The organism is Stenotrophomonas acidaminiphila (genome assembly GCF_014109845.1).
Taxonomy (GTDB): domain Bacteria; phylum Pseudomonadota; class Gammaproteobacteria; order Xanthomonadales; family Xanthomonadaceae; genus Stenotrophomonas; species Stenotrophomonas acidaminiphila.
The window spans coordinates 1,435,008-1,453,837 of record NZ_CP043567.1; the positions used below are offsets into that span (position 1 = coordinate 1,435,008).

Sequence of the window (18,830 nt, forward strand, 5' to 3'; positions counted from 1 at the left end):
GTTCCTGCCGCGCGTTCATCGTCGCCGTGCAGGCCGGGGAGCGGAAGGACGGGCAGGAGCATCGGTCATGGCGTTGTCCCGGTCGAAGGACACCCATGCTAGGCCGCGGCAGGCGCGCGGCCATTGACGCAGGTCAAACCCGCCGGCTTCGGCGGCGCCGCTCAGTCGCGGTTGGGAACCTCGAAGCCGAGCTTGCCGACCTGCGCCGGGTGCTGCGGCACGCGCTTGAGCTTGTCGGTGTTGACCTCGTAGCGGTCGCGCAGGCGCAAAGCCAGCTGCCGGTACAGCGCGGCGTCCATGTCCGGCTCGCGCGCGAAGATCCACGCCATTTCGCGGCCCGGGTAGCCGATCAGCGCCCAGGAATAGTCCGGCGCCACTTCCAGCACGCGGGTGTGGGTGGGCACCACCTTGTAGAACCAGGTGCGCCAGCGGCGGTTGCCGCTGTCCTCGTCCACGCGCGCGCGCAGGTCGAGCTCTTCTTCAGGCGCATTGAAGCCGTCGCGGAACTGGTAGCGGATCGACACCCGGTCGCCGCCGCGCAGGGTGTAGGTGTTGACGCTGGCGACATGGCCGCGCTCGACGAAATTCGGCACCCGTCCGATCACGTACCAGCGCCCCATGAAGCGCTGCAGGTCGATCGGGCCTTCGGCGATGCCCTCGGCCTGGGGGGCGGCCGCGGTGGCGTCCTGCGCGAGGGCCGGCGCCAGCGGCAGGGTCAGGCTCAGCAACAAAGCGGACAGGAACGCGGGAATGGGTCGCATTGCGGAGTGGAGCGCCATGGTGGGTAACGCAAGCATGTTCGATGGGCGGCGATGGATGCGTCAATGCCCGGTCGCAAGCTCTGAGATGGATGGCCGGCAGCATGCGCCCGAACCCGTTACCGGAGCGTGTCATGACCGAGTCGTCCCGCCGCACTACCGTCGAACATCCCGATCCGCGCGTGCTGCGCTGCGTCAGGCAGGCCGCGCTTGCGGGGCTGGCCCTGGTACTGGTGTGGCCGGCCATGCGCGGCAGCAATGCCTGGATCGGCTGGCTGCCATTGTGGCTGCTGGGCATGCCGTTGAGCGCGTGGTGGGCGCTCTACCGGTTCCGCCTGCCCGCGGCCTGGCGCAACCGGCGGCAGCATGCGGGCGGCCGGCAGCGGCCGCAGGCGCGGCGCCTGCGCCGGGCGCGTCGTGTCGGCGCGGTGCGGGCGGCCTGACCTTCGACAGGGGAACCCCGCAGGGCGGCTGTGCTAGCGTGCGCGGCTTATGACCGCATGGAGCCATCATGTCCCGACTCACTTCCGCCTGCCTCGCCGCGGGCCTGATTTCCGCCAGCCTGTCCGGAGCCGTCATGGCCGCCGATGAAGGCCAGGACACGTACGCCTGGCTGGAGGACGTCACCGGCGACAAGCCGCTGGCATGGGTAAAGGAACAGAACGCCAAGGCCGAGGCACGGCTGGCGCAGAGCCCGCAGTTCAAGGAGATGGAGGCCGGCATCCGCGCGGTGCTGGATTCGGACGCCAAGATCCCCGGCGTCGAGAAGATCGGCGACTACTACTACAACTTCTGGAAGGACAAGCAGCACGAGCGCGGCGTCTGGCGCCGCACCACGCTGGTGGAGTACCGCAAAGCCGAGCCGCTGTGGGAAACCGTGCTGGACCTGGACGCGCTGAACAAGGCCGAGGGCGAGAACTGGGTGTGGCATGGCGCCAACTGCCTGCGCCCGCAGTACACGCGCTGCCTGATCGCGCTGTCGCGCGGCGGTGCCGACGCCGACGTCACCCGCGAGTTCGACATCGCCAGGAAGGAATGGATCAAGGACGGCTTCTTCCGTCCGGAGGCCAAGGGCGGGTTGGGCTGGATCGACCAGGACAACGTGTTCGTCTACACCGATTTCGGCGACGGCACGATGACCACCTCCGGTTATCCGCGCGTGGTCAAGCGCTGGAAGCGCGGCACGCCGATGTCGGCGGCCACCCCGGTGTACGAGGGCACGCCGCAGGACATGTACATCGCGGCGATGCATGACGACACCCCGGGCTTCGAGCGCGACTTCGTCAGCCGCACCATCGCCTTCTACAACAACGAGCTGTTCCTGATCGGCGCCGACGGCGCGCTGACCAAGATCGACGCGCCCAATTCGGCCGAGAAGGGCGTGCGCCGCGAGTGGCTGACGCTGGAACTGCGCGAGCCATGGACCGTGGGCGGCAAGACCTACGCCGCCGGTTCGCTGCTGGCGACGAAGTTCGACGACTTCATGGCCGGCAAGCGCGAGTTCGACGTGCTGTTCGCGCCGACCGACACCACCTCGCTGGCCGGCGCGGCATGGACCCGCAACCATGTCGTGCTCAACGTGCTCGATGACGTCAAGAACCGCCTGAAGGTACTGACCCACGGCAAGGACGGCTGGACCCGCAGCGATTTCGTCGGCGCCCCGGCCTTCGGCACCATCGGTGTCGGCGCCGTCGATCCGGACGAAAGCGACGCGGTGTGGATGACCGTCACCGACTACCTGACCCCGACCACGCTGTCGCTGGCGCAGATCGGCCAGCAGCCGGAAGTGCTCAAGACCATGCCGGCGTTCTTCGACGCCAGCGGCAAGGTGATCGAACAGCACTTCGCCACCAGCAAGGATGGCACCCGCGTGCCGTACTTCGTGGTGCACGGCAAGGACATGAAGCTGGACGGCTCCAACCCGACCCTGCTGTACGGCTACGGTGGTTTCGAGATCTCGCTGACCCCGTCCTATTCCGGTGGCATGGGCCGCGCATGGCTGGACAAGGGCGGCGTGTATGTCGTGGCCAACATCCGCGGCGGCGGTGAATATGGCCCGCGTTGGCACCAGGCGGCGCTGAAGCAGAACCGCCACAAGGCCTATGAGGACATGGCGGCGGTGGCGCAGGACCTGGTCAGCCGCAGGATCACCAGCGCCAGGCACCTGGGCGTGCAGGGCGGCAGCAATGGCGGCCTGCTCACCGGCAACATGCTCACCCAGTATCCGGAGCTGTTCGGTGCGGTGGTGGTGCAGGTGCCGCTGCTGGACATGAAGCGTTACAGCCACCTGCTGGCCGGCGCCTCGTGGATGGCCGAGTACGGCAACCCGGACACCGCGGACTGGGAGTTCATCAAGACCTTCTCGCCGTACCACCTGTTCGACCCGGCGAAGGACTACCCGCCGGTGCTGTTCACCACCTCCACCCGCGACGACCGCGTGCACCCGGGCCATGCCCGCAAGATGGCGGCCAGGATGATCGACGCCGGCAAGAACGTGACCTACTACGAGAACATCGAAGGTGGCCACGGCGGCGCAGCCAACAATGCGCAGGCCGCGCACATGTCGGCGCTGGCCTACAGCTTCCTGTGGGAGCAGCTGGGCGGGAAATGATCCGCTGCGGATGAACCGCTTCGTGCCTGGATGAAACGACGACGCCACCGCAACGGTGGCGTCGTCGTTTCCGGTGCATCCACTGCCGGCGCGGCTACGCCCCGCACCAGCTTTCCAGCCCACGCCGGATCCGCATCACCGCTTCCTGCAGCCGCGCCACGTCCTGGGTATAGGCGATGCGCACGTGCTGGTGGGCGCGGTGGTGGCCGAAGTCCAGCCCCGGGGTGAACGCCACGTGCTCGGTCTCCAGGAAGTGCGCGCAGAACGCCTGTGCGTCGTCGGTGAACCCACTGACGTCGCAGTAAAGGTAAAACGCGCCCTGCGGCTCCACGTCGATGCGGAAGCCGAGGCTGCGCAGCGCCGGCAGCAGGTAGTCGCGGCGCTGGCGGAACTGTTCGCGGCGCTGCTCGAAGATGGTGATGGTTTCCGGCTCGAAGCAGGCCAGCGCCGCGTGCTGGGCCATCGACGGCGCACTGATGTACAGGTTCTGCGCCAGCTTCTCGAGCTCGGGTACCGCCGCCGGCGGCGCGACCAGCCAGCCCAGGCGCCAGCCGGTCATGCCGAAATACTTGGAGAAGCTGTTCAGCACGAACGCTTCGTCGTCCACCTGCAGCACGCCGGGGGCGTCGAAGCCGTAGGTCAGGCCGTGGTAGATCTCGTCCACCACCAGGTGCCCGCCGCGCGCCTTCAGCGTGGCCGACAGCGCCGCCAGTTGCGCGGCATCGAGCGTGGTGCCGGTGGGATTGGCTGGCGAGGCGACCAGCGCGCCGACGCTGTCATCGTTCCAGTGCCGCTCGACCAGCGCCGGGGTCAGCTGGTAGCCGCTGTCCGGGCCGACCGGTACCAACTGCGCGGCGCCCTCGACCAGACGCAGGAAATGGCGGTTGCACGGATAGCCCGGGTCGGCCAGCAGCCAGTGCCGGCCCGGGTCGACCAGCAGGCTGGAGGCCAGCAGCAGCGCGCCCGAGCCGCCCGGGGTCACCAGGATCCGTTCCGGATCGATCTCCAGGCCGTAGCGGCCGCGGTAGAAGCCGGCGATGGCCTCGCGCAGCGCCGGCAGGCCGCGCGCGGCGGTGTAGCGGGTATGGCCGGCGGCGAGCGCGGCCTGGCCGGCGCGGATGATCGGCCCGGCGGTGGTGAAATCGGGTTCGCCGATCTCCAGGTGGATCACGTCGAAGCCGGCCTGCTCCAGCGCATTGGCGCGGGCCAGCAGGGACATGACGTGGAACGGGGCGATCTCGTGGCTGCGCCGGCTGTAGCCGGACGGGGCGGGGGCGGCGGTGTTCATCGTCGCCATCATAGGCCGCCGGGCGGCGGGCGGTGCCGGTCGCGAGGTCCATGGCACACTGTCGGCCATTGCCCGGGCGGCAGCGTGCCCGTCCATGGAGCCCGCGCCGTGAAACCTGTCCTTTGCCTGTTGGTCGCAAGCCTGATGATGAATACCGCCGCCGCCTCCCCGCCCATCCCCCCCGATGCCGAAAAGCGTCCCCACCAGGTCAAGGCGCCGTTCGGCGCGGTCCGCGAGGACGTGTACTACTGGCTGCGCGACGACGAGCGCAAGGATCCGGCGATGCTGGCCTATCTCAACGCCGAGAACGCCTACACCGATGCGCTGATGGCGCCGCTCAGGCCACTGCAGGACACGCTCTACGCCGAGATCGTCGGCCGCATCAAGCAAGACGACGCCAGCGTGCCCTACCGCGAGCGCGGCTACTGGCATTACACCCGTTACGAGACCGGCAAGGACTACCCGGTCCATGCCCGCCGCAAGGGCGACATGCAGGCGCCGGAAGAGGTGCTGCTGGACCTGAACGCCATGGCCGAGGGCAAGGGCTACTTCGCCGTCGACGACATGGAAGTGAGCCAGGACAACCGCCTGCTGGCCTGGGCCGAGGATGACGTCGGCCGCCGCCAGTACGTGATCCGCTTCAAGGACCTCACCACCGGGCAGCTGCTGCCGGACGTGATCCAGGGGGTGTCGCCGAACGTGGTGTGGGCCGACGACAACCGCACCCTGTTCTACGTCGAAAACGACCCGGAAACCCTGCTTACGGTGCGGGTCAGGAAGCACGTGCTGGGCACCCCGGCCAGCAGCGACGCGCTGGTCTACGAGGAAGGCGACGACAGCTTCTACATGGGCGTGGGCCGTACCCGCGACGACCGCTACATCACCATCGGCGTAGACAGCACCGTGTCCTCGGAGCTGCGCTACGCGCCGGCCAACGACCCGGCGGCCTTCACCGTGCTGGCGCCGCGGGCGCGCGACGTGGAATACGACGCCGACCATTTCGACGGCCGCTGGGTGATCCGTACCAATGCCGACGGCGCGAAGAACTTCAAGCTGGTCACCGCGGCGGACGGTGCCACCTCGCGCGCGCAGTGGCAGGACTGGGTGAAGCACGATCCGCAGGTGCTGGTGGAAGGCTTCGAGCTGTTCGACGGCTATACCGCCATCGCCGAGCGCGCCGAGGCGCTGGAACGCGTGCGCCTGTTGTTCGCCGATGGCCGCAGCGAGCTGGTCAAGGCCGACGAGCCGGCGTATTCGATGGGCCTGTCGGTCAACGCCGAGCCGGACACCGACTGGCTGCGCTACAGCTACACCTCGCTGACCACGCCGGCCACCACCTACGAACTGAACGTGAAGACCGGCGAGCGGCGCCAGCTCAAGCAGCAGCCGGTGATCGGCTACGACCCGTCGCTGTACCAGACCGAGCGCGTCTGGGTGACCGCGCGCGACGGTGCCCGGGTGCCGGTGTCGCTTGTCTACAGGAAGGGCTTCAGCAAGGACGGCACCGCCGCGCTGTACCAGTACGCCTACGGCAGCTACGGCATGTCGATGGATCCGTATTTCAACCAGAGCGTGGTCAGCCTGCTGGACCGCGGCGTGGTCTATGCCATCGCCCATATCCGCGGCGGCGAGGAAATGGGCCGCCACTGGTACGAGGACGGCAAGCTGCTGCACAAGCAGAACACCTTCAACGATTTCGTCGACGTCACCCGTGCGCTGGTGGCGCAGGGCTACGCGGCGAAGGACCGGGTGGCCGCGTCCGGTGGCAGCGCCGGCGGCCTGCTGATGGGCGCGGTCGCCAACCAGGCGCCGGGCGACTACCGGGTAATGGTGGCGCAGGTGCCGTTCGTGGACGTGGTCACCACCATGCTCGACGCCAGCATCCCGCTGACCACCAACGAGTACGACGAGTGGGGCAACCCCGAGCAGAAGCCGTACTACGACTACATGCTCGGCTACTCGCCCTACGACAACGTGCGGGCGCAGGCCTACCCGGCGCTGTTCGTGGGCACCGGCCTGTGGGATTCGCAGGTGCAGTACTGGGAGCCGGCCAAGTGGGTGGCGCGCCTGCGCGACGTCAACACCGGCACCCATCCCATCGTCTTCCGCACCAACATGGAAGCCGGCCATGGCGGCAAGTCCGGCCGCTTCCAGCGCTACCACGAACTGGCCAAGTCCTACGCGTTCGTGCTGTCGCAGCTGGACGTGGCGCACTGACGGCAGCGGTGCCCGTGCCGGAGCCGCCCATACCGCCCGGACGACGCCCGGCGCGCCTGCGCTGGGCCTGGTGGCTGCTGGCCTATGCCAGCCTCGGGGTGGGCATCGTCGGCATCTTCGTGCCGGGGTTGCCGACCACGGTGTTCGTGCTGATCGCGGCCTGGGCCGCCTCGCACGGCTCCGACCGGCTGCACCGCTGGCTGCTGTCGCATCCGCGCTTCGGCAAGGCCATCGCCGATTGGCAGGCGCATGGCGCGGTCAGCCGCAGGGGCAAGTGGATGGCCACCCTCACCATGCTGGTGTGCGCGCTGGTGATGCTGTGGTGCGTCCCGCTGGCCTGGGTGAAGTGGTTTTCGATCGGCAGCATGGCCTGCGTCTGCACCTGGCTGTGGCTGCGCCCGCTGCCGCCGCCGGGGTGAGCGGCGCGCGCGCTGGCGCGGCTGCATTGACGCACGAGTGGATATACTCGGGCCATGAACAAGACGTCCCGCCTTCCGATGCTCGTTGCAGCCGCCTGTGCGCTGCTGGTCCTCACCGCCTGCGGCAACAAGGGGCTGCTGGTGATGCCGCAGAAGCCGGTGCCGGTGGAAGAGCAGGAAGTGAAACCCGCCGCGCACCCCCAGGCCGACGGCCCCGCACAGGAAGCGAAGGCCGACGGCCACGACCATGAATAGGCCGGCCATGCCGCGCCTGCGTTTCACCAAGATGCATGGCGCCGGCAACGATTTCGTGGTGCTGGACCTGCGCGATGGCGCGCCGCCGCCCGACGCCGACCTTGCCGGGCGCCTGGCCGACCGCCACCGTGGCGTCGGCTGCGACCAGATCCTGACCATCGAGCCGCCGCGCACCGCCGGCTCGGTTGCCGCGTACCGGATCTGGAACGCCGACGGCTCCACCTCCCAGCAGTGCGGCAACGGCGCGCGCTGCGTGGGCGCCTGGCTGGTACGCGACGGCGCGGCGCAGGGGGATGAATTCCTGATCGACAGCCCGCTGCGCACGCATGTCGTGCGGCGGCTGGACGCCGGGCATTACGCGGTGGCGATGGGCCGGCCCGAGTTCGAGCCGGCGCGGATTCCGCTGATTGGCTTCCCGCGCGCGCGCGAGGAATACGTGATGCCGCTGCAGGGCGAGAACGTGCGCTTCGGCGCGGTGTCGATGGGCAACCCGCACGCGGTGCTGGAAGTGGGCCTGATCGATGCCGCCCCGGTGGAGCGGATCGGTCCGCTGCTGCAGCAGCATGCATCGTTCCCGGAGTCGGTGAACGTCGGTTTCGCCCAGGTGCTGGGCCCCGGCCACGTGCGCCTGCGGGTGTTCGAGCGCGGCGTCGGCGAGACCCTGGCCTGTGGCAGTGGCGCCTGCGCGGCGGCGGCGGTGCTGATGCAGCGCGGCCGGTTGGCGCGCGATGCGGTGATCTCGCTGCCCGGTGGCGACCTGCGCATCCAGTGGCCGGCCGACGATGCGCAGATCGTGATGTCCGGCCCGGCGGCCTTCGTATTCGATGGAGAGTGGATGGGATGAACGAGACCCTGGAGAAAATCGGCGCCCACGAAGTCGCGGCCTGGCTGCGGCGCCATCCGACCTTCCTCAAGCAGTTCCCCGACCTGGCATTGACGCTGGTGGTACCGCGCGACGACGGCCCGACCGCGTCGCTGGCCAGCTACCAGCTGGAAGTGCTGCGCGACAAGAACCGCGAGCTGTCGCGGCGGCTGGCCGAGCTGGGCACCAACGCGCAGGTCAACGAGCGCCTGGCGGTCCGCACCCACCAGTTGACCCTGGCGTTGATGCGCCAGGGAACCGCCGCCGACACCCTGCGCGCGATGGCCGCGTCGCTGGAAGAAGACTTCGCCGGCGACCTGGTGCGCATCGTCAGCCTGCAGCCGGTGGCGGAACTGGAGCAGGCGCCGTGGCTGCAGGTCATCGCCGCCGGTGATGCGCGGCTGGCACCGTTCCACGACTGCCTGCAGGATGGCGAGCCGATCTGCGGCCGCCTGCAGCCGGAGAAGAACGACGTGCTGTATGGCGAGCGGGTCGGCGAGGTGATGTCCACCGCGCTGCTGCCGCTGCCGGGCGTCGGCCTGATCGCCGTCGGCAGCCACGACTCCAACCGTTTCTATCCCGGCATGGGCACGCTGTTCCTGCGCATGATGGGCGAATCGCTGGTGGTGGCGCTGCAGCGCTTCCGCGTCGGCTGAGGTGGCCGCGGCGATGGGCGCCGTCGAAGCTTTCCTGTCCTACCTGCAGGTCGAGCGGCGCATGTCCGCGCACACGCTCGATGCGTATCGCCGCGATCTGGCGGCGCTGGCGCAGTGGTGCGATGCGCAGGGGGCCGGCGAACCGCTGGCGCTGACAACCGACCAACTGCGCGCATTCATCGCCGCCGGGCACCGCCGCGGCCTGTCGCCGCGCAGCCTGCAGCGGCGCCTGTCGGCGATCCGCAGCTTCTACGCCTGGCTGCTCAAGCGCGGGACGATCGGCAGCAGCCCGGCGGCCGGGCTGCGCGCGCCCAAGGCGCCGCGCAAGCTGCCACAGGTGCTCGATGCCGACGAGGCGGTGCGCCTGGTCGAGCTGCCGACCGACGCGCCGCTGGGCCTGCGCGACCGCGCGCTGCTGGAGCTGTTCTATTCCTCGGGCCTGCGCCTGAGCGAGCTGTGCGCGCTGCGCTGGCGCGATATCGACCTGGCCAGCGCGATGGTGCTGGTGCACGGCAAGGGCAACCGCGAGCGCACCGTGCCGGTGGGCTCGCACGCGATGGCGGCACTGCTGGCGTGGCGCAAGGACAGTGGCGGCGCCAACGACGGCCCGGTGTTCCCCGGCCGCGGTGGCGGTGCGATCAGCCAGCGCGCGGTGCAGATCCGGATCAAGCAGCTGGCGCAGCGCCAGGGGCTGTTCAAGCACGTGCATCCGCACATGCTGCGGCACAGCTTCGCCAGCCACATCCTGGAGTCGTCCGGCGACCTGCGGGGCGTGCAGGAACTGCTTGGCCATGCCGACATCGCCACCACCCAGATCTACACCCACCTGGATTTCCAGCACCTGGCCAAGGTCTACGACGCGGCGCATCCGCGCGCCAAGCGGCGCAGCTCCACATCGGACTGAGCGGCGGGGCCGCGCACGGACGCAATGCCGGGTCTGGATATGGCCGGCCGGCGCGTCATCGCGGCGGCATCCTGCGTGCCTGTCCCGCTTCCCGTTGACCGCCATGGCCGCCTTCGTGCTTTCCGGCATCGATCCCGCATCGCTGCAGCCCTGTTCGATCTCGATGACGCCGGGCTGGCGGCGCACCACGCCGTGCGCCGCATCGCCGACAGCGCGCGCGGCTTTCCCTGTCGCGTCAGCCTGCGCGACGCCGCGGTCGGCGAGGAACTGCTGCTGGTGCCGTACTGGCACCAGCCCGCGGCTTCGCCGTACCGCGCCTGCGGGCCGGTGTTCATCCGCCGCGGCGCGATGCCGGCGCGGTTGGCGGCCAACGCGGTGCCGCCGTATGTCGCGCAACGGCTGGTGTCGGTGCGCGCCTACGACCACGCCGACTGCCTGGTGGCCGCCGAGGTGATGGAGGGCGTGCAGGTGGGGGCGTGGCTGGGCGGCCAGCTGGACGACCCGGGCATCGCGTATGCGCACCTGCACAGCGCCCGCCATGGCTGCTACCTGTGCCATGCCGGGCGCGCGCGCACTCAGGTGAGATAGAACATCGCCTTGGCCAGCAGCACGATGCCGAGCATGTGGCAGAACACGCTGAGGTGGATGCGCCGGAAACGGCGGGTGATGCGCTCGCCGTGGCCGCGCGTGGCCATCGCCACGGCGAAATGGCCGAGCACGCTCAGCGCCAGCGCGATCTTCAGCGTGAGCATCAGCGCGAAACTGCTGACCAGCGGCTGCGCCAGCGCCACGCGGTAATGCCAGGCCATGCCCAGGCCGCTGGCGTACAGCACCGCCAGTACCCAGGGCATCACCCGGCGCGCGCGGCGGGCGATGCCCGCCTCGATGCGCTGCCGGGTCGCCGCCGACACCTGCGACAGGGCGCTGCCGAGGATCAGCACCTCGAAGAACACCGCGCCGACGAACATCAATGCGGCGAACAGGTGGGCGATGAGCAGCAGCGGGTAGGGGATCACGGTGTTCCTCGGGTGGCCGGGCCACGCCGCCATGATCGTCCCGCCGCCGCGGGCGCTGCTTGACCTGAATCAAGCAGTGGCCGCCCGGGCGCGGATGCTTGAACCGTCCGCCGCTGCCCCCATTGTTGCCGGGACACCCCGGAGGCTCCAATGGATCCCAGCCAGAACCCGAATGTTTTCCATGCCACCACCATCTGCTGCGTGCGCCGCGGCGAACACGTGGCGATCGCCGGCGATGGCCAGGTCACGCTGGGCCACACGGTGATGAAAGGCAATGCGCGCAAGGTGCGCCGGCTCGGCCGCGACGGCCAGGTGCTGGCCGGCTTCGCCGGCGCCGCCGCCGATGCCTTCACCCTGTTCGAGCTGTTCGAAGCCAAGCTGGAGAAGCACGGCCAGTTGACCCGCGCGGCGGTGGAGCTGGCCAAGGACTGGCGCACCGAGCGCCGCCTGGGCAAGCTCGAGGCGCTGCTGGCCGTGGCCGACAGGGAAACCTCGCTGATCATCAGCGGCACCGGCGACGTGATCGAACCGGAAGACGGCATCATCGCCATCGGCTCCGGCGGCTCCTACGCCCTGAGCGCGGCGCGCGCGCTGCTGGCGCATACCCAGATGGACGCGCGCGCGGTGGCCACCGAGGCGATCAACATCGCCGGCGGCATCTGCATCTATACCAATACCAACGTGGTGGTCGAAGAACTCTGAGGGCACGTGCCGGACGCGACCTGCAGGCGGCGGAGCCCACGTGCGGCATCCCGCTTCCACCGGTTCCGGCATTCCGTGCAGCCCGCGACTCCCGCCCCCCGGCGCCATCGTTTTCCAGGTAAAGCCATGAACCACAAGATCGAAGTGTCCTCCGCCACCATGACCCCGCGCGAGATCGTGCAGGAGCTGGACCGCCACATCGTCGGCCAGCACGATGCCAAGCGCGCGGTCGCCATCGCCCTGCGCAACCGCTGGCGCCGCATGCAGCTGCCGGCCGAGCTGCGCAACGAGGTGATGCCCAAGAACATCCTGATGATCGGCCCCACCGGCGTCGGCAAGACCGAGATCGCCCGGCGCCTGGCCACGCTGGCCAATGCGCCGTTCGTGAAGGTCGAGGCCACGCGCTTCACCGAGGTCGGCTACGTCGGCAAGGACGTTGAGCAGATCATCCGCGACCTGGCCGACACGGCGGTCAAGCTGTACCGCGAGCAGGCCAAGGTGCGGGTGCGCACCCAGGCCGAGGAGAAGGCCGAGGACCGCATCCTCGACGCGCTGCTGCCGCGCCGCAGCGCCGGCATCGGCTTCGATCCGGAAGCCGCGCGCAACGAGCCGTCGGCGGCCGACAGCGAGACCCGCATCAAGTTCCGGCGCATGCTGCGCAACGGCGAGCTGGACGAGCGCGAGATCGAGCTGGAGATGTCCGCCAACGTGAACATGGACATCATGACCCCGCCGGGCATGGAGGAAATGGGCCAGCAGCTGCGCTCGATGTTCGCCAACCTCGGCAACGCCAAGTCGAACAAGCGCACCCTGACCATCAAGGCCGCGCGCCCGCTGCTGGTGGAAGAGGAGGCCGGCAAGCTGGTCAACGAGGACGACATCCGCAGCGCGGCCATCGAGGCCTGCGAGCAGCACGGCATCGTGTTCATCGACGAGATCGACAAGGTCGCCAAGCGCGGTGATTCGAACGCGTCCGGTGGCGACGTCTCGCGCGAAGGCGTGCAGCGCGACCTGCTGCCGCTGGTGGAAGGCTCCAACGTGTCCACCAAGTACGGCACGGTCAAGACCGACCACATCCTGTTCATCGCCTCCGGCGCGTTCCACCTGGCCAAGCCCAGCGACCTGATCCCGGAACTGCAGGGCCGTTTCCCGATCCGCGTGGAGCTGGGTGCGCTGAGCAAGAACGACTTCGTGCGCATCCTCACCGAGCCGAAGGCGGCGCTGACCAAGCAGTACGAGGCGCTGCTGGCCACCGAAGGCGTCAAGGTGAGCTTCACCGCCGACGCCATCGAGCGCCTGGCCGAGATCGCCTTCCAGGTCAACGAGCGCCAGGAGAACATCGGTGCCCGTCGCCTGCACACGGTGCTGGAACGGCTGCTGGACACGCTCAGCTACGAGGCCCCGGACCGCGACGGCGAAACCCTCGCCATCGACACCGCTTACGTCGACAGGTACCTGGGCGAACTGGTGCAGGACCCGGACCTGAGCCGCTACATCCTGTAACCGGACCGCAATTGCGACAACGGCGCCCGCGGGCGCCGTTGTCGTTGGTACCGGTGGCGCGGGATCAGGCGTCCCAGCCGGCGCTGTCGGCCTGGGCCGGGAACACGCCCGGCTGGAACACCCCGTCGCGGACGTAGGCCTGCAGCACCACGTCCATCACCATCAGCCCGTCGCGTTCCAGGTCGTACTGCTCCGGCTGCGCCATGGCGTTGTACAGCGCGCCGGTCAGGCTGATGTGCAGCATGCGGCTGGCGGCGGCGGGATCGACGCCCCGGGCGCAGCTGCCCCAGCTCACGCGCGCGTTCCAGGGTGCGGGTGACCATGTCCAGCTCCTCCTGCGAGTTCTGGCGCTGCATCGCCTGGACGCTCAGGCTTTCGCTGGACTGCTCGCTGCGCAGCAGGATCTCCATCAGGCTGCGCTGGCGCGGGTCGCCGACCAGCTCGGCGAGCGAGACGCGGATGACCTCGCGCAGGTCCAGGATCGGGGTCTGCCGCTGCGGTGCGTAGGTGCGCTGCAGGCGCTGCACGAACGGCATGCGGTCGCGCTCGATCATCGCCTCCAGCACTTCGGTCTTGTTCTTGAAGTGCCAGTACACCGCGCCGCGGGTATAACCGGCGCGGGTGGCGATCATCGCCAGCGTGGTACCGACCACCCCATGTTCGTGGAAACAGGCGATCGCCGCGTCGAGGATGCCCTCGCGGGTCGCCTGCGCGTCCTCTTTGCTCTTACGCGCCATCGCACTGCCGTTGCTCACAGCTGACATGAAACATGTCTGAATTCTACCAATTTACAAACAGACGTGCATGTATGTATTCTTCCGCGCTCTTTTCCCGTCGTCCGATCACGGCCGCGTGCGCAGGTTCGCCCCGCGCACCGCCGCGGGTGGCCGCCCTCCGGGGCGGGCCGGCCCGGTCGGGTGGCTTCCTTACCTACTGCCGAGTCTCCCCGCCATGAATCGATCGATTCTCCGTCCCGCCCTCCTGTCGCTGCTGGTTGCCGCCGCACTGGCCGCCTGCGGCGGGCAGCCGCCGCAGCAGGGCGGTGGTCCCGGCCAGGTCACCGTCGTCACCTTGAAGGCCGGGCCGGTCACCCTGACCCGTGAACTGGCCGGCCGTGCCACCGGCTACCAGGTCGCCGAGGTGCGCCCGCAGGTCAGCGGCATCGTCGCCAGGCGCCTGTTCACCGAGGGCAGCGTGGTCAAGCAGGGCCAGCCGCTGTACCAGCTCGACGACGCCGCCTATCGCGCCCAGGCCAACAGCGCCCGCGCCCAGCTGGCACGGGCCGAGGCCAGCGCCAACGCCGCGCGCCTGGCCGCGCGCCGCAGCAGCGAGCTGGTCAAGAGCAGGGTCATCAGCGTGCAGGACGACGAGAACGCGCAGGCCGCCTGGAAGCAGGCCGAGGCCGACGTCGGCGCCGCCCGCGCCGCGCTGGACGCGGCCAACGTGACCCTGGGCTATGCCCGCATCACCGCGCCGATCAGCGGCCAGATCGGCAAGTCCAGCGTCACCCAGGGCGCGCTGGTCAACGCCGGCCAGGCCGAAGCGCTGGCCACGATCAACCAGCTGGACCCGATCTACATCGACGTCAGCCAGTCCTCGGCCGAGCTGCTGCAACTGCGCCGCGAGCTGGCCGCCGGGCGCCTGCAGGGCGCCTCCGAGCTGCCGGTGGACATCGTGCTCGAAGACGGCAGCACCTACGCGCACAAGGGCACGCTGGAGTTTTCCGAGGTCAGCGTCGACCCGGGTACCGGCAGCTACGGCCTGCGCGTGCGGGTGGACAATCCCGACCAGGTGCTGATGCCGGGCATGTTCGTGCGCGCCGTGCTGGGCAGCGGCGTGCGCCAGGACGCGCTGCTGGTGCCGATGCAGGGCATTGCCCGCGATCCCCGCGGCAACACCAGCGCGATGGTGGTGGACGCCGAGGGCAAGGTCGCGCAGCGCGCGGTCACCGTCAGCCGCGCCATCGGCGACACGTGGCTGGTCGAGGACGGCCTCAAGGCCGGCGACAAGGTCATCGTCGAGGGCCTGCAGAAGATCGCCCCGGGCATGCCGGTGCAGGCCACCGAGAAGGGTGCCGCGCCCGCCAAGCCCGCCGCGCCGTCCGCGCCGGCCGCCAAGCAGTAAGCGGAGACGCACATGGCTCGCTTCTTCATCGACCGGCCCATCTTCGCGTGGGTCATCGCCATCATCATCATGCTCGCCGGCGCGCTGGCGATGCTCAAGCTGCCGATTTCGATGTACCCGGAGGTCGCACCGCCGGCGGTATCGATCTCGGCCAACTACCCGGGTGCCTCGGCCAAGGTGGTCGAGGACTCGGTGACGCAGATCATCGAGCAGAACATGAAGGGCCTGGACGGGCTGATCTACTTCTCGTCCAACAGCTCTTCCAACGGCCAGGCGAGCATCACCCTGACCTTCGAGAGCGGCACCAACCCGGACATCGCCCAGGTGCAGGTGCAGAACAAGCTGCAGCTGGCCATGCCGCTGCTGCCGCAGGAAGTGCAGCGCCAGGGCATCAACGTCGCCAAGTCCAGCTCGGGCTTCCTCAACGTCATCGGCTTCGTGTCCGAGGACGGCAGCATGGACGAGCACGACATCTCCGACTACGTCGGTTCCAACGTGATCGACCCGCTCAGCCGCGTGCCGGGCGTGGGCTCGATCCAGGTGTTCGGCGGCAAGTACGCCATGCGCATCTGGCTGGATCCGAACAAGCTGCAGACCTACCGGGTCTCGGTGGACGAGGTGACCGCGGCGGTGCGCGCGCAGAACGCGCAGGTGGCCGTGGGCCAGCTGGGCGGTGCGCCGGCGGTGAAGGGCCAGCAGCTCAACGCCACCATCAACGCGCAGGACCGGCTGCAGACCCCGCAGCAGTTCCGCGACATCGTGCTGCGCACCGAGACCGACGGCTCGACGCTGAAGCTGGGCGACGTGGCGCGCGTGGAGCTGGGTGCGGAAACCTATGACTTCGTCACCCGGTACAACGGCAAGCCGGCCTCGGGCCTGGCCGTCACCCTGGCCACCGGCGCCAACGCGCTGGCCACCGCCGAGGGCGTGCGCACGACCCTGGACGAGCTGGCGGCCAACTTCCCGCACGGCTTGAAGGCGGTGATCCCGTACGACACCACGCCGTTCGTGAAGGTGTCGATCAAGGGCGTGGTCAAGACCCTGCTCGAGGCGATCGTGCTGGTGTTCCTGGTGATGTACCTGTTCCTGCAGAACTTCCGCGCCACGCTGATCCCGACGATCGCGGTACCGGTGGTGCTGCTGGGCACCTTCGGCGTGCTGGCCGCGCTGGGCTTCTCGATCAACATGCTGACGATGTTCGCCATGGTTCTGGCGATCGGCCTGCTGGTGGACGACGCCATCGTGGTGGTGGAGAACGTCGAGCGCATCATGTCCGAGGAAGGGCTGTCGCCGCTGGAAGCCACGCGCAAGTCGATGGGCCAGATCACCGGCGCGCTGGTCGGCATCGGCCTGGTGCTGTCGGCGGTGTTCGTGCCGATGGCGTTCATGAGCGGCTCCACCGGCGTGATCTACCGCCAGTTCTCGGCGACCATCGTTTCGGCGATGGCGCTGTCGGTGCTGGTCGCGATCGTGCTGACCCCGGCGCTGTGCGCGACCATGCTCAAGCCGCTGAAGAAGGGCGAGCACCACGTCGCCCACCGCGGCCTGGCCGGGCGTTTCTTCAATGGCTTCAACAACGGCTTCGACCGCACCAGCGGCACCTACCAGCGCGGCGTGCGTGGCATCCTGGCGCGGCCGTGGCGCTTCATGGCGGTGTTCGCGGCGCTGGCGGTGGCCATGGGCGTGCTATTCATGCGCCTGCCCAGCTCGTTCCTGCCCAACGAGGACCAGGGCATCCTGATGGCGCTGGTGCAGGCCCCGGTGGGCGCCACCCAGGAGCGCACCCTGGAGTCGATCTACAAGCTGGAGGACCACTTCCTGCAGAACGAGAAGGACGCCGTGGAATCGGTGTTCTCGGTGCAGGGCTTCAGCTTCTCCGGCATGGGCCAGAACTCGGGCATGGCCTTCGTCAAGCTCAAGGACTGGCACGAGCGCACCCCCGACCAGGGCGTGGGCCCGATCACCGGGCGCGCGATGGCCGCGCTGGGGCAGATCAAGGACGCGTTCATCTTCGCCTTCCCGCCGCCTGCGATGCCGGAACTGGGCACCGCCTCGGGCTACACCTTCTTCCTGAAGGACAACACCGGGCAGGGCCACGATGCGCTGGTCAATGCGCGCAACCAGCTGCTGGGCATGGCCGGCAGCAGCGACAAGCTGGCCAACGTCCGCCCCAACGGCCTGGACGATACCCCGCAGCTGCGGCTGGACATCGACGTGGCCAAGGCCGGCGCGCACGGGCTGTCGCTGGATGCGATCAACAGCACCCTGGCCACCGCATGGGGCTCGAGCTACGTCGATGACTTCATCGACCGCGGCCGGGTCAAGCGCGTGTACATGCAGGCCGACGACGGGTTCCGCATGAACCCGGAGGACTTCAACCTGTGGACGGTGAAGAACAGCGCCGGGCAGATGGTGCCGTTCTCGGCCTTCGCCAGCCAGCGCTGGGACTACGGTTCGCCGCGCCTGGAGCGCTACAACGGCGTTTCGGCGCTGGAAATCCAGGGCGAGGCGGCGCCGGGCGTGGCCTCGGGCGACGCCATGGCCGAGGTGGAGAAGCTGGCCAGCCAGTTGCCGCCTGGGTTCAGCATCGAATGGACCGCGGTGTCCTACCAGGAGCGCGAGGCCGGTTCGCAGACGCCGCTGCTGTACACCCTGTCGCTGCTGATCGTGTTCCTGTGCCTGGCCGCGCTGTACGAGAGCTGGAGCGTGCCGACCGCGGTGCTGCTGGTGGCGCCGCTGGGCATCCTCGGCGCGGTGCTGGCCAACACCTTCCGCGGCATGGAACGCGACGTCTACTTCCAGGTGGCGATGCTGACCACGGTGGGCCTGACCTCGAAGAACGCGATCCTGATCGTCGAGTTCGCCAAGGAGCACCTGGAGAAGGGCGCGGGCGTGATCGAGGCGACGATGCATGCGGTACGCGACCGCCTGCGCCCGATCGTGATGACCTCGCTGGCGTTCGGCCTGGGCGTGCTGCCGCTGGCCATCGCCTCGGGCGCCGGCTCCGGCGCGCAGCGCGCCATCGGCACCGGCGTGCTGGGCGGCATGATCGCCGGCACGGTGCTCGGCCTGTTCTTCATCCCGCTGTTCTTCGTGGTGGTGCAGCGCCTGTTCAATCGCCGCCGTCTGGCCGCGAACGGGGAACCGCCGCAGGCGTGAGCCCGGTGCCGCGGGGGCCGGCGTGGCGCCGGTCGCCCCGCCGGCATGGCGACGCCGGGGCATGCCCCGGCGTCGTCGTCATGTGCCCTGGCGGTCAGTCCGGCCGGACCTCCGCATCCACCAGTTGCGCCTCCTCCACCGCGCCCAGGCGCTGGGCGAAGGTGGCCATGCGGTTGCACAGTTCGGCGCGGTGTTCGGGGAAGGCCTCGGCCAGCTCGTTCTGGATCTGCTGGTAGGCGTCCCAGAAGGCGGCGGAGCGGCGATGGCGGGCATAGTGGGCGCGCAGGCGTTCTCCGGCCTGGCGCAGCGATTCCCGATGGCGTCCGTGTACGGGCGAAAATTGCATCGCGTCACCT

The 18,830-nt window shown here is 69.3% G+C and carries 18 protein-coding genes and 1 pseudogene; 13 read left to right on the forward strand and 6 right to left on the reverse strand.

From position 1 onward, the window contains the following. Nucleotides 1-161 precede the first annotated feature (161 nt). Entirely contained in the window at nt 162-761 is a 600-nt protein-coding gene (locus tag F0P95_RS06555) for a lipocalin family protein (protein ID WP_054662824.1), read from the reverse strand. A gap of 131 nt (nt 762-892) precedes the next feature. Between F0P95_RS06555 and F0P95_RS06560 the strand changes: the two genes are divergently transcribed. Continuing rightward, on the forward strand, nt 893-1,201 hold the full coding sequence (locus F0P95_RS06560) for a hypothetical protein (RefSeq protein ID WP_182336147.1): 309 nt from the start codon (nt 893-895) through the stop codon (nt 1,199-1,201). Nucleotides 1,202-1,269: 68 nt separating this feature from the next. Further along, nucleotides 1,270-3,369, forward strand: coding sequence for a prolyl oligopeptidase family serine peptidase (locus tag F0P95_RS06565; RefSeq protein WP_182336148.1), 2,100 nt, complete (start codon nt 1,270-1,272; stop codon nt 3,367-3,369). Nucleotides 3,370-3,463: 94 nt separating this feature from the next. Here F0P95_RS06565 and F0P95_RS06570 read toward each other — a convergent pair whose 3' ends face one another. Further along, nucleotides 3,464-4,657, reverse strand: a complete 1,194-nt coding sequence (locus F0P95_RS06570; protein ID WP_425515915.1) for a pyridoxal phosphate-dependent aminotransferase — start codon at nt 4,655-4,657, stop codon at nt 3,464-3,466. Between the two features lie 108 nt (nt 4,658-4,765). Here F0P95_RS06570 and F0P95_RS06575 point away from each other — a divergent pair, with 108 nt between their 5' ends. The 7 genes from F0P95_RS06575 to F0P95_RS06605 all read left to right on the forward strand — a co-directional run bounded on the left by F0P95_RS06575 (nt 4,766) and on the right by F0P95_RS06605 (nt 10,558). Further along, nucleotides 4,766-6,874 (forward strand): S9 family peptidase, encoded by a 2,109-nt coding sequence (locus F0P95_RS06575; protein WP_182336151.1) that lies wholly within the window; start codon nt 4,766-4,768, stop codon nt 6,872-6,874. Between the two features lie 8 nt (nt 6,875-6,882). Then, nucleotides 6,883-7,293, forward strand: coding sequence for a YbaN family protein (locus F0P95_RS06580; RefSeq protein ID WP_413975699.1), 411 nt, complete (start codon nt 6,883-6,885; stop codon nt 7,291-7,293). 54 nt (nt 7,294-7,347) lie between these two features. Then, nucleotides 7,348-7,548, forward strand: coding sequence for an LPS translocon maturation chaperone LptM (gene lptM, locus F0P95_RS06585; RefSeq protein WP_182336153.1), 201 nt, complete (start codon nt 7,348-7,350; stop codon nt 7,546-7,548). A gap of 7 nt (nt 7,549-7,555) precedes the next feature. Then, nucleotides 7,556-8,392, forward strand: coding sequence for a diaminopimelate epimerase (dapF, locus tag F0P95_RS06590; RefSeq protein ID WP_425515916.1), 837 nt, complete (start codon nt 7,556-7,558; stop codon nt 8,390-8,392). Further along, nucleotides 8,389-9,066, forward strand: coding sequence for a DUF484 family protein (locus tag F0P95_RS06595; protein ID WP_182336157.1), 678 nt, complete (start codon nt 8,389-8,391; stop codon nt 9,064-9,066). Before dapF ends, F0P95_RS06595 begins: the two co-directional genes overlap by 4 nt. A gap of 13 nt (nt 9,067-9,079) precedes the next feature. Next, complete coding sequence (gene xerC / locus F0P95_RS06600; protein WP_182336159.1) at nt 9,080-9,970, forward strand: tyrosine recombinase XerC; 891 nt, start codon at nt 9,080-9,082, stop codon at nt 9,968-9,970. A 192-nt stretch (nt 9,971-10,162) separates the two neighbouring features. Next, nucleotides 10,163-10,558: a DUF1203 domain-containing protein gene (locus F0P95_RS06605; RefSeq protein ID WP_232528879.1), complete on the forward strand. Its 396-nt coding sequence runs from the start codon at nt 10,163-10,165 to the stop codon at nt 10,556-10,558. On the opposite strand, the gene F0P95_RS06610 is transcribed toward F0P95_RS06605, so the two are convergent. Then, nucleotides 10,546-10,986: a CopD family copper resistance protein gene (locus F0P95_RS06610; RefSeq protein WP_198422027.1), complete on the reverse strand. Its 441-nt coding sequence runs from the start codon at nt 10,984-10,986 to the stop codon at nt 10,546-10,548. The genes F0P95_RS06605 and F0P95_RS06610 overlap by 13 nt on opposite strands. 150 nt (nt 10,987-11,136) lie before the next feature. Here F0P95_RS06610 and hslV point away from each other — a divergent pair, with 150 nt between their 5' ends. Both hslV and hslU read left to right on the forward strand, forming a co-directional pair. Continuing rightward, nucleotides 11,137-11,688 (forward strand): ATP-dependent protease subunit HslV, encoded by a 552-nt coding sequence (gene hslV / locus F0P95_RS06615; protein ID WP_104938016.1) that lies wholly within the window; start codon nt 11,137-11,139, stop codon nt 11,686-11,688. Between the two features lie 126 nt (nt 11,689-11,814). Continuing rightward, nucleotides 11,815-13,191: an ATP-dependent protease ATPase subunit HslU gene (gene hslU / locus F0P95_RS06620; protein WP_182336161.1), complete on the forward strand. Its 1,377-nt coding sequence runs from the start codon at nt 11,815-11,817 to the stop codon at nt 13,189-13,191. Nucleotides 13,192-13,255: 64 nt separating this feature from the next. Here hslU and F0P95_RS17660 read toward each other — a convergent pair whose 3' ends face one another. Next, the gene (locus F0P95_RS17660; protein WP_269150870.1) at nt 13,256-13,435 is read right to left on the reverse strand and encodes a hypothetical protein; all 180 of its coding nucleotides are present in this window, start codon (nt 13,433-13,435) and stop codon (nt 13,256-13,258) included. 367 nt (nt 13,436-13,802) lie between these two features. Next, nucleotides 13,803-13,955: pseudogene (locus F0P95_RS17805) on the reverse strand (TetR family transcriptional regulator); the annotation flags it as partial. Nucleotides 13,956-14,142: 187 nt separating this feature from the next. On the opposite strand from F0P95_RS17805, the gene F0P95_RS06630 reads away from it, so the two are divergent. Together F0P95_RS06630 and smeE are read left to right on the forward strand one after the other, a co-directional pair. Continuing rightward, nucleotides 14,143-15,315, forward strand: coding sequence for an efflux RND transporter periplasmic adaptor subunit (locus F0P95_RS06630; protein WP_182336163.1), 1,173 nt, complete (start codon nt 14,143-14,145; stop codon nt 15,313-15,315). A 12-nt stretch (nt 15,316-15,327) separates the two neighbouring features. Continuing rightward, nucleotides 15,328-18,474, forward strand: coding sequence for a multidrug efflux RND transporter permease subunit SmeE (smeE, locus tag F0P95_RS06635; RefSeq protein WP_182336165.1), 3,147 nt, complete (start codon nt 15,328-15,330; stop codon nt 18,472-18,474). Between the two features lie 94 nt (nt 18,475-18,568). Here smeE and F0P95_RS06640 read toward each other — a convergent pair whose 3' ends face one another. Further along, a complete protein-coding gene (locus F0P95_RS06640; protein WP_182336166.1) occupies nt 18,569-18,820 on the reverse strand; it encodes a hypothetical protein in 252 nt (83 codons plus the stop codon). Nucleotides 18,821-18,830: the final 10 nt, after the last annotated feature.

Coding starts and splice junctions, on each gene's coding strand:
- F0P95_RS06555 (WP_054662824.1), bottom strand. CDS start 761: ATGCGACCCATTCCCGCGTTCCTGTCCGCTTTGTTGCTGAGCCTGACC.
- F0P95_RS06560 (WP_182336147.1), top strand. CDS start 893: ATGACCGAGTCGTCCCGCCGCACTACCGTCGAACATCCCGATCCGCGC.
- F0P95_RS06565 (WP_182336148.1), top strand. CDS start 1,270: ATGTCCCGACTCACTTCCGCCTGCCTCGCCGCGGGCCTGATTTCCGCC.
- F0P95_RS06570 (WP_425515915.1), bottom strand. CDS start 4,657: ATGAACACCGCCGCCCCCGCCCCGTCCGGCTACAGCCGGCGCAGCCAC.
- lptM (WP_182336153.1), top strand. CDS start 7,348: ATGAACAAGACGTCCCGCCTTCCGATGCTCGTTGCAGCCGCCTGTGCG.
- dapF (WP_425515916.1), top strand. CDS start 7,556: ATGCCGCGCCTGCGTTTCACCAAGATGCATGGCGCCGGCAACGATTTC.
- F0P95_RS06595 (WP_182336157.1), top strand. CDS start 8,389: ATGAACGAGACCCTGGAGAAAATCGGCGCCCACGAAGTCGCGGCCTGG.
- xerC (WP_182336159.1), top strand. CDS start 9,080: ATGGGCGCCGTCGAAGCTTTCCTGTCCTACCTGCAGGTCGAGCGGCGC.
- hslV (WP_104938016.1), top strand. CDS start 11,137: ATGGATCCCAGCCAGAACCCGAATGTTTTCCATGCCACCACCATCTGC.
- hslU (WP_182336161.1), top strand. CDS start 11,815: ATGAACCACAAGATCGAAGTGTCCTCCGCCACCATGACCCCGCGCGAG.
- F0P95_RS17660 (WP_269150870.1), bottom strand. CDS start 13,435: ATGCTGCACATCAGCCTGACCGGCGCGCTGTACAACGCCATGGCGCAG.
- F0P95_RS06630 (WP_182336163.1), top strand. CDS start 14,143: ATGAATCGATCGATTCTCCGTCCCGCCCTCCTGTCGCTGCTGGTTGCC.
- smeE (WP_182336165.1), top strand. CDS start 15,328: ATGGCTCGCTTCTTCATCGACCGGCCCATCTTCGCGTGGGTCATCGCC.
- F0P95_RS06640 (WP_182336166.1), bottom strand. CDS start 18,820: ATGCAATTTTCGCCCGTACACGGACGCCATCGGGAATCGCTGCGCCAG.